At 71.1% G+C, this 11,870-nt stretch carries 11 protein-coding genes; 9 read left to right on the plus strand and 2 right to left on the minus strand.

The window, feature by feature from the left end; genetic code table 11:
- The first annotated feature begins 357 nt into the window (after positions 1–357).
- The 4 genes from ACFWEE_RS28075 (at position 358) to ACFWEE_RS28090 (ending at position 5,340) form a co-directional block, all read left to right on the plus strand.
- Complete coding sequence (locus ACFWEE_RS28075) at positions 358–1,584, plus strand: right-handed parallel beta-helix repeat-containing protein (RefSeq protein WP_386893252.1); 1,227 nt, start codon at positions 358–360, stop codon at positions 1,582–1,584.
- Positions 1,585–1,808: 224 nt separating this feature from the next.
- Entirely contained in the window at positions 1,809–2,939 is a 1,131-nt protein-coding gene (locus ACFWEE_RS28080; RefSeq protein ID WP_386893316.1) for an NADH:flavin oxidoreductase, read from the plus strand.
- Between the two features lie 674 nt (positions 2,940–3,613).
- Positions 3,614–5,005 carry an ammonium transporter gene (locus tag ACFWEE_RS28085; RefSeq protein ID WP_386893254.1) on the plus strand — a complete coding sequence of 464 codons (1,392 nt, stop codon included), beginning with the start codon at positions 3,614–3,616 and terminating at the stop codon, positions 5,003–5,005.
- On the plus strand, positions 5,002–5,340 hold the full coding sequence (locus tag ACFWEE_RS28090) for a P-II family nitrogen regulator (RefSeq protein WP_386893256.1): 339 nt from the start codon (positions 5,002–5,004) through the stop codon (positions 5,338–5,340). Before ACFWEE_RS28085 ends, ACFWEE_RS28090 begins: the two co-directional genes overlap by 4 nt.
- Before the next feature lie 92 nt (positions 5,341–5,432).
- On the opposite strand, the gene ACFWEE_RS28095 is transcribed toward ACFWEE_RS28090, so the two are convergent.
- Both ACFWEE_RS28095 and ACFWEE_RS28100 read right to left on the minus strand, forming a co-directional pair.
- Positions 5,433–6,401 carry a ketose-bisphosphate aldolase gene (locus tag ACFWEE_RS28095; RefSeq protein ID WP_386893258.1) on the minus strand — a complete coding sequence of 323 codons (969 nt, stop codon included), beginning with the start codon at positions 6,399–6,401 and terminating at the stop codon, positions 5,433–5,435.
- Between the two features lie 183 nt (positions 6,402–6,584).
- Positions 6,585–7,472, minus strand: a complete 888-nt coding sequence (locus ACFWEE_RS28100) for an SIS domain-containing protein (protein ID WP_386893260.1) — start codon at positions 7,470–7,472, stop codon at positions 6,585–6,587.
- 352 nt (positions 7,473–7,824) lie between these two features.
- On the opposite strand from ACFWEE_RS28100, the gene ACFWEE_RS28105 reads away from it, so the two are divergent.
- The 5 genes from ACFWEE_RS28105 to ACFWEE_RS28125 all read left to right on the plus strand — a co-directional run bounded on the left by ACFWEE_RS28105 (position 7,825) and on the right by ACFWEE_RS28125 (position 11,819).
- Entirely contained in the window at positions 7,825–8,625 is an 801-nt protein-coding gene (locus ACFWEE_RS28105) for a DeoR/GlpR family DNA-binding transcription regulator (protein WP_386893262.1), read from the plus strand.
- 624 nt (positions 8,626–9,249) lie between these two features.
- Complete coding sequence (locus tag ACFWEE_RS28110; RefSeq protein ID WP_386893264.1) at positions 9,250–10,482, plus strand: ATP-binding protein; 1,233 nt, start codon at positions 9,250–9,252, stop codon at positions 10,480–10,482.
- Entirely contained in the window at positions 10,479–10,883 is a 405-nt protein-coding gene (locus tag ACFWEE_RS28115; RefSeq protein ID WP_386893265.1) for a roadblock/LC7 domain-containing protein, read from the plus strand. The genes ACFWEE_RS28110 and ACFWEE_RS28115 overlap by 4 nt, the downstream gene beginning before the upstream one ends.
- Complete coding sequence (locus tag ACFWEE_RS28120; protein WP_327176956.1) at positions 10,880–11,254, plus strand: DUF742 domain-containing protein; 375 nt, start codon at positions 10,880–10,882, stop codon at positions 11,252–11,254. Before ACFWEE_RS28115 ends, ACFWEE_RS28120 begins: the two co-directional genes overlap by 4 nt.
- On the plus strand, positions 11,229–11,819 hold the full coding sequence (locus ACFWEE_RS28125) for an ATP/GTP-binding protein (protein WP_386893266.1): 591 nt from the start codon (positions 11,229–11,231) through the stop codon (positions 11,817–11,819). Before ACFWEE_RS28120 ends, ACFWEE_RS28125 begins: the two co-directional genes overlap by 26 nt.
- Positions 11,820–11,870 lie beyond the last annotated feature (51 nt).

The following is an 11,870-nucleotide window of genomic DNA, read 5'->3' on the forward strand; positions in this document are numbered from 1 at the left end:
TACGGACCGTCCGCCGTGCCGCTTCCAACGTCTTTCGGATCATGGCGAGTTCGCCGGCCAGCTCCTCGGCGGGCGGGAAGTCGTCGTCGCGTTCCGGCGACGGCCGACGCGTCCCGCAACGATGCGAGGTTCACATTCATAGACAGTAATCATGTACTCGTCTATTGACGTGTACATGGCACACACTTACTGTCCGATGGAGGCGATTGCTCCGCTTGAACAGGCGCCCGGTCGCCCGCCCGGTTCATGTACCCGAACCGCTCCGCCCCCACACGGCGGTAACGGTCCGTCCCTTTCCTCCCCCCACGGCTTCGCCGCGCCCCGTCGCGGCGGCCCGGACGACCTGGAGACGAAACGATGCAATGGAAGCCCCTGATCGCAAGCGTCGGCGTGCTCGCCGGAACGGTGGTCGCGCTGTCCGGCCCCACCGCGCAAGGAGCCGCTCTCCCCACCGCCTTCCCCCTCAGCTCGGGGGCGAGCACCACCGCCACCCTCGCCGCCGACGCGCTGTACGTGGCGCCGGGCGGCACCGACGGCGCGGCGGGCACGGAGACGGCCCCCACGACCCTGACCTCGGCCATCTCCCGCGTCACGGCCGGCGGGACCATCTACCTGCGCGGCGGGACCTACGCACCCGCGCAGACGATCACCATCCCGCAGGGCCACGACGGCACGGCCAGCGCCCTCACCACGCTCGCCGCCTATCCGGGCGAGTCCCCGGTGCTGAACTTCTCCGCGCAGACCGAGGACACCACCAACCGTGGGCTCGCGCTGAACGCCTCGTACTGGCACCTCGACGGCATCACGGTCGAACACGCCGGTGACAACGGCATCTTCGTCGGCGGCAGCCACAACGTCATCGAGCACACCGTGACCCGCTTCAACCGCGACTCCGGCCTTCAGCTCTCCCGGATCGCGTCCGACACCCCCGAGGACGAGTGGCCGTCCGACAATCTGATCCTGAGCGCCGAGTCCCACGACAACGCCGACTCGGACGGGGAGGACGCCGACGGCTTCGCGGCGAAGCTGACGGTCGGCCCCGGGAACGTCTTCCGGTACGCCGTGTCCCACAACAACATCGACGACGGCTGGGACCTCTACACGAAGACCGACACCGGCCCCATCGGCCCGGTGACCATCGAGGACTCCCTCTCGTACGACAACGGCACCCTCAGCGACGGCACCGTGAACTCGAACGGCGACCGCAACGGCTACAAGCTCGGCGGCAACGACATCCCCGTCGACCACGTCGTCCGGCGCAGCATCGCGTACGGCAACGGCCACCACGGGTTCACCTACAACAGGAACCTCGGCACCATCGCACTCTCCGACAACGTCAGCATCGACAACGGCGAGCGCAACTTCAGCTTCGACGGAGGCACTTCGGTCTTCCGCGGCAACACCTCCTGCCGCAGCGACGACGGGTCGAACGACAAGACCATCGGGGACGCGGACAGCTCCAACCAGTTCTGGTCCGGTACGAACGGCTCCCGGTGCTCCGCCTACAGCGGCGCCCTGGGCTGGTCCTTCGCATCGGACGGCAGCCTCGTGGTGACCTTCGGAGGCAACCGGGTCACGCCGTGACCGAGCCTGGAACGCAGCTGCGGAACCGAGCCCGGAACCGAGCTGCCGTCCAGCGGCCCGCCCCCCTCGCCACGTCTCAGCCGGTGGGGGGCGGGCCGCCGGGAGAGAGTTCGGCCACAAGAGGCAGGGACCGGGAAGCGTCGGCGGTGGGCGGATGTTGAGGACGGGGTGCCGGCACCCCCGACGCCCGGCACCACCGACGAAGAGGACTCGCCGTGACCGATGTGACCGATGTGACCGCCCTTCCCGGAGCCCACCGCGCGGCGGAAGCCCTCTCGCGTCCGTTCACCGTGCGCGGGCTGACCTCGCGCAACCGGATCGCCATGGCGCCGATGACCCGCGCGTTCTCCCCGGGCGGTGTCCCCGGCCAGGACGTGGCGGAGTACTACGCCCGCCGTGCCGCCGGCGGAGTGGGGCTGATCATCACCGAGGGCACCTACGTCGATCACCCCTCCGCCGGGACCAGCGACCGGATTCCGCGCTTCCACGGCGAGGACGCGTTCGCGGGCTGGGCCGACGTCGTCGACGCCGTGCACCGCGAGGGCGGCGCGATCGTTCCGCAGCTGTGGCACGTGGGCGTGACCCGCACCGAAGGCGCCCCGCCGTACACGGACGCGGAGCCGGTAGGCCCGTCGGGCATCTCCCTCACCGGCGAGCCCAAGGGGCGCGCCATGACGCAGCAGGACCTCGACGACGTGATCGCCGCCTTCGCCGACGCCGCTGCAGCCGCCGAGCGCCTCGGCTTCGACGGTGCCGAGCTGCACGGCGCCCACGGCTACCTCATCGACCAGTTCCTCTGGTCGGGCAGCAACCGCCGTACGGACGCCTACGGCGGCGACCTCGTCGCCCGCACCCGCTTCGCCACAGAGATCGTGGCGGCCTGCCGTGCTGCCGTCTCCGACTCCTTCCCCCTCATCTTCCGCATGTCCCAGTGGAAGTCGGACGCCTACGACGCGAAGCTCGCGGAGACCCCCGAGGAACTGGCCGCCCTGGTCACGCCGCTGGCCGAAGCCGGTGTGGACGTCTTCCACGCGTCCACCCGCCGCTACTGGCTGCCGGAGTTCGAAGGCTCCGACCTGAACCTCGCGGGCTGGGTGAAGAAGATCAGCGGTCTGCCGACGATCACCGTCGGCTCGGTCGGTCTGGACGGGGAGTTCTTCAACGCCTTCCGGGGCCAAGGCTCTTCCGTCACCGGTATCGAGCAGCTGCTCGACCGGATCGAGCGCGACGAGTTCGACATGGTGGCGGTCGGCCGCGCTCTGATCGCCGACCCCGAGTGGGCGGCGAAGACGCTGGTGGGGCGGACCGAGGACATCGCCCCGTTCAACGCCGAGATGTTGAAGTCGCTGCGCTGACGGTGTTCCGGACCTGAGCGCGGGGTGGGGTGGAGCCGGGGCTGAGCGCGGGGTGGAGCCGGGGCTGAGCGCGGGGTGGAGCCGGGGCCGGGCGCGGGGTGGAGCCGGGGAGCATCGACCGGCTCCACCCGGGGGTCTACCGCACTCCACCCTGAGGTCTCCCCCCTGCTCCACCCAAGATCCACCCGAGTTCAACCCCTGGGCTGAGGGCAATCGCCGGCGTCCGGCGGATAGTCGAACGCATGACAGCCTTCGACTCGATCTCCTCCACCGACCACGGCATCCGCAGCAACCAGTCCTGGTCCACCGCGGCACCGCCGTCCACCGCACCGCCGTCCACCGCACCGCCGTTCAACGCACCGCCCTTCAACGCACCGCCCTTCAACGCAGCGCCGGCCACCACACCGGCACTCACCCCATGGGCGCGCCCCGCGCCAGTGCTCGCCGAGCCGGTGCGCACGCACCCAACTCCGCCCGGGTGCCCGCCCACTGAGCCGCCGCGCCATCCTGCGCGCCGCCCACCCGTCGGCCCCGCACCGCACACCGGGCGTTGTCTCTTACGTCACCCTCGGGCAATGAAATGCGCCGGAAACCCGCGCGTACTCCGTATGTAACGCGCGCCCGCGACCCTCTCCTTCGCCGGAACCCCACGCCGCCCCGAGGAGGGCCCCTTGGTGACCCCTGCTCCCCTTGCCGCGGCAGGTCTCGACACGGGCGATACCGCCTGGCTGCTCGCCGCCACCGCACTCGTCCTGCTGATGACTCCGGGACTCGCCCTGTTCTACGGCGGCATGGTCCGCGCCAAGAGCGTCCTGAACATGCTGATGATGAGCTTCGTGGCGATCGCCCTGGTCACGGTCGTCTGGCTGGTCGCCGGGTACTCCCTCGTCTTCGGCGACGATTCCTTCGCGGGGCTCATAGGCGGCTTCGACCACCTGGGTCTCGTGGACATCGGCCCCGACTCCGTGACCGGCGGCGTCCCCACCCTGCTGTTCGGCACCTTCCATCTGACCTTCGCGATCCTCGCGGCGTCGCTGATCAGCGGTGCGGTGGCGGACCGCATGCGGTTCGCGGCCTGGGTGGCGTTCGTGCCGCTGTGGACCCTCCTCGTATACGTTCCGGTCGCGCACTGGGTCTGGGGTCCGGGCGGGTGGATCACGCGGACGCTCGGCGCGCTGGACTTCGCCGGGGGCCTCGTGGTGGAGATCGCCTGTGGGGCTTCGGGTCTGGCGCTCGCGCTGGTGCTGGGACCGCGCATCGGCTTCAAGAAGGAGGCCATGCGCCCGCACAACCTGCCGATGGTGATCCTCGGTGCCGGCCTCCTCTGGTTCGGCTGGCTGGGCTTCAACGGCGGTTCGGCCCTGCGCGCGGACGGCCTGGCGGCGGCTGCGGTTCTCAACACCCTGGTCGCCGGGTCGACCGGTCTGCTCGGCTGGCTCTTCGTCGAGCAGAAGCGCGACGGCCATCCGACCACTTTCGGCGCGGCGTCGGGAGCGGTCGCCGGACTGGTGGCGGTCACGCCCGCCTCGGGCACGGTCGGGGTGCTGGGCGGTGCGGGGGTCGGCCTGGCGGCGGGTGTCGTCTGTTCGTACGCGGTGGCCTGGAAGTTCCGGTTCGACTTCGACGACTCGCTCGACGTGGTGGGTGTCCACTTCGTCGGAGGCGTCGTCGGCACCCTGCTCATCGGGGTGTTCGCCACCGCTTCGATGACCGGCGGCCCGGAGGGGCTTCTCTACGGCGGAGGGCTCGGCCTGCTCCTGAAGCAGACGGTGGCGGTGCTGGTCGTGACCGCGTACACCTTCCTCGTGACGTACGGGACAGCCAAGGCGATCGACCGGTCGATGGGGCTCCGCGCCTCCGGCGACGACGAACTCGTCGGCCTGGACCGGACGGTGCACGCCGAGAGCGCCTACGATCACGGCGTCCAGGGCTTCGCCTCCCCACAGGCACACGTCCCGGGCATCCACCCGCACGGCACCCACCAGCACGGCGCCCACGCGCAGGTCGCCCAGGCGCCCGCCGCCCACGCGAACCCGCCCACCAAGGACAGGAATCCGCCCTCATGAAGCTCATCACCGCGGTCGTGAAGCCGCACCGCCTCGACGAGGTGAAAACCGTTCTCCAGGAGCACGGCGTGCAGGGTCTGACCGTCACGGAGGCCAGCGGGTACGGACGTCAGCGCGGCCACACCGAGGTGTACCGGGGCGCCGAGTACCGCGTGGACCTGGTGCCCAAGATCCGCGTCGAGGTCCTCGTGGAGGATGCCGACGCGGACGCGGTCATCGACGCCGTCGTCCGCGCGGCCCGGACGGGCAAGGTCGGCGACGGCAAGGTGTGGGCCGTCCCGGTGGAGACCGTCGTACGCGTCCGTACCGGCGAGCGCGGCCCGGACGCGATATGACCCGCACGAGGTGACCACCGGACGGTGACCCCCGGCGCTCGGCGACCCCCGGCGCACAGTGCCCCCGGCCGCACGGTTCCCTCGGCGAGGGGTCAGCGTGCCCGAGCCTGTGCGACGACGGGAGCGGCGGGTGCACCGGAGCCAGCGGGTGCACCGGGAGCGGCGGGTGCATCGGAGCCAGCGAGTGCACCGGAGCCGGCGGGTGCGACAGCCCCTTCGAGGACACCGATGAAGGCGGTGACCGTGCGACTCATCGCGGTACGTCCGAGACCGAGGTAGCCGCGCGGGTCCACGGCCCGGGGGTCGTCGGCGAGGTGGGCCCGCACCGCAGCGGTCATCGCGGTGTTCAGGGCCGTACCAATGTTGATCTTCGAGATGCCGCCGGTGACGGCCCGCCGCAACTCCGCGTCGGGGACGCCCGAGGAGCCGTGGAGCACCAGCGGAAGGTCCAGCGCCTCGCTCAGCCGCCCCAGCAGCCCGTGGTCGAGGTGTGCGGTACGCGTGGTCATGGCGTGGGAGCTGCCGACGGCCACCGCGAGGGAGTCGACACCGGTGGCCGCCACGTACGCACGCGCCTCGTCCGGGTCCGTCCGGGCGCCCGGGGCATGGGCGTCCAGCGGCGCCTCGCCGTTCTTGCCGCCCACCTGGCCGAGCTCCGCCTCCACCCACACCCCGTGCTGGTGGGCCCAGAGCACGGCGTCCCGGGTGGCCGCCACGTTCTCCTCGTACGGCAGCCGGGAGGCGTCGAACATCACCGAGCTGAACCCGCACTCGGCTGCCTGGTGGAGCAACGGGACGCTGTGCACGTGGTCCAGGTGGAGCGCCACGGGCACCCCGGCCGACCGGGCCGCCTCGGCGGCGGCGCGGGCCAGCGGGACCGGGCGGCCGTGGTGGAACTTCACCGCGTTCTCGCTGATCTGGAGGATGACCGGCGATCCCGCCCGCTCGGCGCCTTCGACGATCGCCTCGGCGTGTTCCAGGGTGATGACGTTGAAGGCCGCGACGGCCCGGTGCTCGGCGGCTGCGGCGGCGACGAGGTCGCCGGTGGCTGCGAGGGTCATGTGCGTGTCTCCAGAACGGTGGCGAACGAGGAGTACGGCAGGAACAGAACAGCGGGCCCGGTGGAAGCCCTGCACAACGGGCCGGCGGGGAGGCGGAGCGACAGCCCGGCAGACCTGAGCGTCGGACCGAAGCCGCAGCCTTGCCCCGCAGACCTGTGCGGCGGATCCGAGGGGCGGACGGGGCTACGCGCCTTCCGCGAGGACCACCGAGCGCGTCAGGTGGCGCGGCCGGTCGGGGTCCAGGCCGGAGGCGGTCGCGCGGGCGACGGCGAGCCGCTGGACGCGGATCAGGTCGGCCAGCGGGTCGAGGCCGCTCTCCACCCAGCGCGCTCCGGTGGCGCGCAGTTGCTCGGCGAGACCGTCGGGGGCGGGCCCGAACATCCAGGTCGCCGTGGTGTCCGTGGCGATGCTGATCGGACCGTGGCGGTACTCCATCGCCGGGTAGGACTCGGTCCAGGCCAGCGACGCTTCCTTCATCTTCAGCGCGGCCTCGTTGGCGAGGCCCACCGTCCAGCCCCGGCCGAGGAAGGAGAGCTGGGTGGCCTCGATCAGGCCCTCGGGCAGCGGCTCGGAGAGAGCCGTTTCGGCATCGGTCACCACGGCGTCGGTGTGCAGCCCCAGGTGGGCGCGGAAGAGGGTGAAGGCGGTGGTGGCGAACCGTGTCTGCACCACGGACTCCTCGTCCGCGAAGGCGAGTTCGACGATGTCGTCGGAGACCGCCCGCACCTCGGCGCTGGGCACGGCCGTCACGACGACGGTGGGGGTGGTGCCGTGCAGCCGGGCGAGCAGTTCCAGCACCTCGGTGGTCGTGCCGGAGCGCGTGAGGGCGACGACCCGGTCGTAGCGGCGCGAGAAGGGGAACTCGGAGGCGGCGAAGGCGTCCGTCTCGCCGAGTCCGTTGCTCTCGCGCAGCGACGCGTAGGCCTGCGCCATGTAGTAGGAGGTGCCGCAGCCCACGACGGCGATGCGTTCGCCGTGGGCGGGGAGGGCCTTGGCCCGCGTGGACGCCAGCTCGGCGGCGCGGCGCCAGCAGGCGGGCTGACTGGCGATCTCTGCTTCGACGAAGGTCACGGAGTGCGCTCCTGACTGCGGGGACGGGCGGAACCCACGGCGGAACCCGGGCCGATCCCATGGCACATCCGATGGCGGATCCCATGGCGCAGCCCGGGGCGGACCCGAGGGGGACAGCGAGCCCGACCGGGAGTCGTGCTCGTTCTTGCACGTTAGTGGCTTCAATCGAGCATTTTCAAGCATGCACACCCCCACTTCTTCCACGGTTCGATCATCTCCGCTGCTCGTGTCAGGCTTGCGCCTGTCCGGTTTTCGCCCCCGCGGGCCGCCCGGAGCCCCGCACGCCACACCCCCGTACGGCACACCCCGCACCACACACCCCGTACGCCACACACATCCGAGGAGAGCGCCTGTGTCCAGGGACGCCCGGTGGAACGCCCTGCTGGAACTGCTCGCCGCGCACGGCCGGGTGGAGGTGGAGGAGGCCGCGACGACTCTGGAGGTGTCGGCCGCGACCATCCGCCGGGACCTGGACCAGCTCGCCGAGCAGCAGATGCTCACCCGGACCCGGGGCGGCGCGGTCGCGCACGGGGTCTCCTACGAACTCCCCCTGCGGTACAAGACGGCGCGCCACGCCTCGGAGAAGCAGCGCATCGGCCGCGCCGTGGCCGACCTGGTTCCGGCGGGCGGGGTGGTGGGCCTGACCGGCGGCACGACGGTCACCGAGGTCGCGCGGGGCCTCTCGGTACGTACGGACATCGGCGGCGACAGCGCGGCCGGCAGCAGCGCCCCGCCGGCGCTGACCGTGGTGACCAACGCCCTGAACATCGCGAACGAGCTGGTGATCAGGCCGCAGATCAAGATGGTGGTGACCGGCGGAGTCGCCCGCCCCCAGTCGTACGAGCTCACCGGGCCGCTGGCGAGCGGGGTACTTCAGGAGATCACGCTCGACGTCGCCGTACTGGGCGTCAACGCGATCGACGTCCGGGAGGGCGCGTACGTCCACCACGAGGGCGAGGCGGCCGTCAACCGGCTGCTGGCCGAGCGCGCTCAGCGGGTGATCGTGGCGGCCGACTCCTCGAAGATCGGCCGTCGGGCGTTCGCCCGGGTCTGCGAACTGCGCCGGATCGACGTGCTGGTGACCGACGACGCCATCGACGACGAGGCCGCGGCCGGGCTCCGCGAAGCGGGCGTGACCGTCATCGCCGTCTGAACCTCATCCGCCGCCCCGCACTCCGCCCCACTCCGCGAAGCGCCCTGCCCCGCAAACCCCTCCGCCCCGCACTCCGCCCCACTCCACAGAGCACCCCGCCCCGCCCCGCAAAGCACCCCGCCCCGCAAAGCGGCCCGCCGCGTGCCCCCATGATCCCCACCGCATCCCCGCACGATCCCCACACCCGCCACCACCTCCGCGCGTCACCCCCCGTACGACCACGCACGCCACCGAACGGCCATCTCGCGTTCCCGCCGCCGTAGTCCGGCCGACACCCGCATGCCATGGACACACGTGTCACCACCGCTCCGTTCGCGGCTCCGAACGGACATCCCCCCGCACTCCGCCCGCATATGACGGTGGATCATAAATGCACATTTTTGGTCGAGACCATGCAACTAGCTTTCAGTAATTCACACTTACATATGCCAGCTGTGTAAGATCAACTGACTTCCAGTGGGCTGATGGCGTATAGGGGGCGCCCCGCAAGGGGTGACAACCTCGGCCCCGACTTCGGAGGGGCATTCCCTGCATGGCGCGGTCCAGGGCTCGTTGAGCCAGGGAATGCGGCAGGCACGGGGGCGTCAAGCCGTATCCGTAGCCATGGCACTTGAAGTGAGTCTCATGACATTTCCACAGGACGCTGTCCTCTGGGCACTGATGGTCGTAGCACTGGTCGCCGTTGGCGCCGTGCTGCGGGCTCGCAAGACCAATATCAGACTGCGCAGGCAGACCAACGAGCTCAGAACCGAGCGCGAGGGCCTGTGGCGGCAGCGCGACGAGTGGCAGGCCGCGCAGACCGGCCTCCTGCACCGGCACGCCGCCGAACTGGCCGATGTCCGCAAGGACGCCGAGGAGGAGACCAAGGCCGTCCTCAAGGCGGCCGTGCGTACCCTCCAGGGCCTCGCCGACCAGCAGCAGGTCGTCATCGAGAAGGCTCAGACGAAGTACGGCGACGACCCCCAGATCCTCGCCGACCTCATGGCCATCGACCACGCCAACAGCCAGTTCGGCCGCCGGGCACAGGGCATCGCCGTGCTCTGCGGTGGCTGGCTCGGCCGCCGCGAGACCGTCGCCTCCGTCTTCGACGTGGCCCGCAGCGCCCAGGGCCGTATCCGGCACTTCGACCGGGTCCGGATCAACGGGCAGGTGAACTTCTCGGTGGTCAGCAAGGCCGTCGAGCCGGTCGCCGTGGTCCTCGCCGAGCTGATGGCGAACGCCACCAACTACTCCGCCCCGGGCACCCCGGTCGAGATCAACATCCAGGCCGTGCCCTCGGGCGTCTGCCTCATCGTGGACGACGCCGGTCTCGGCATGGGCCAGGAGGAGAAGGACCGCGCGGGCTCCCTGCTCGACCCCCGCGCGGAGATCAACGTCTCCAGCCTGGGCATTCCCCCTCAGTTCGGGTTCGCCGTCTCCGGCCTGCTGGCCGCCCGCTACGGGTTCAAGGTTTCGGTGGACTCCGTATCCCCCTACGGAGGTGTACGCGCGGTGGTTCTGCTCCCCGACGAGCTGCTGACCGGCGACGTGCCGCCGAGCCCCGTACCGGTCACCCGGGAGACCCCGGCGCCGTCCGTGCCGTCGCTCCCCAGCCGTACGGCACCGACCGCCCCGACCCCGCTGTTCCCCGACGCCGTACGGCAGGAGCCCTTCGCACCCGCCGCGCCGCCGACTACCACCGCCGGCGGCCTGCCCAAGCGGCGCCGCCAGAGTCCGGTCTCCGTCCTGCCCACGGCGGTGGCCGAACCGGCTCCGGTGCGCAGCAACGAAGAGACGGCCTCCCGGCTCGGCGCGTTCCAGCGGGGCACGCGGTCCGGACGTGACACGACGACGATGGAAGGAACCGAGAACCAGTGAATCCCGACCTGTCGTGGGTACTCGACGACGTGCTCCAGGTACCCGGCGCCCGACACGCCATCCTCGTGTCCGCCGACGGCCTGCTGCTGGCGAGTTCGGCCGACATCGGCCGTGACGACGCCGAGACGGTCGCCGCCGCCATGAGCTCGATGCAGTCGCTGAGCCGGGCCGTCGCCCCCTTCATCGGCACCCGCACGCCCGGCCAGTGGCGGCAGACGCTGCTGGAGTACGAGGACGGCTGGATCTTCCTCATAGCCGCCGGCAGCGGCGCCTATCTGGCCGCCGCCGCAGCCGCCGACGTGGACATGGAAGCCATGTCGTTCCGCATGCAGCAGCAGGTCGGCGCGGTCGGGAAGGCGATGAGCACACCTCCTCGCCAGACGGCGGGAAGCGACGCATGACGGCCCGGGGCGAGGAAGAGGCCGTCTCCAGCGGATTCGTCCGCTCGTACGTCATCACCGGCGGGCGCGGTCTGCCCGACGCGGATGCGCTCTCCCTCGTCACGCTCGTCACCATCGCCCCGGACCGGGAGATGCCCGCGCAGGCGGGCCCCGAGGTCCGGGCGATCTGGGAGCTCTGTTCCGGCGGCTACCTCTCGGTGGCAGAGGTGGCCGGCCACCTCCAGCAGCCCGTAGGGGTGGCCCGCCTGCTGCTCCAGGATTTAGCGGAACAGGGCCACCTGATCCGGCGCAAGGCCCCGCCCGCCGCCCAACTCGTCGACCGGAAGATCCTCGAAGAGGTGTTGCATGGACTCCACGTCCGCTTCGGCTGAGAACATCTATGTGCCGGAGGCGGTCCAGCGTGCGGCGAAGATCCTCGTCGTCGGACATTTCGCCGTGGGCAAGACCACGCTCATCGGCACGCTCTCCGAGATCACTCCGCTGCGCACCGAGGAGCGGATGACGCAGGCCGCCGCCCACCTGGACGACCTGCGGAGCGCTCCCGGCAAGGAGACCACGACGGTCGCGCTGGACTTCGGCCGTCTGACCCTCAGCGACGAACTGGTGCTGTACCTGTTCGGCACCCCGGGCCAGCAGCGGTTCGTGCAGCTGTGGGAGGACATGGCCCGCGGGTCGCTCGGCGCGCTGCTGCTGATCGACCCGGGCCGGCTCGCCGACACCTTCCCGGTGATCGACCTGGTCGAGCGGTACGGCCTGGAGTACGCGGTCGCCGTGAACAGTTTCGACCCCACCACGCGGCACAGCGAGGACGAGCTCCGCGAGGCGCTCGACCTGCTGCCGGACACTCCGGTGATCCACTGCGACGCGCGTGACCAGAAGTCGTCCGCACAGGCACTGATCACGCTGGTGCAGCACCTGCTCGCCCGCGTCGCCTGACCCTACGAGCCCCACCCCTCCACGGGCCGGTTCCGGCCCGCCTTCACACCG

Origin of the sequence: Streptomyces sp. NPDC060184, assembly GCF_042728795.1 — a bacterium.
Classification (GTDB): domain Bacteria; phylum Actinomycetota; class Actinomycetes; order Streptomycetales; family Streptomycetaceae; genus Streptomyces.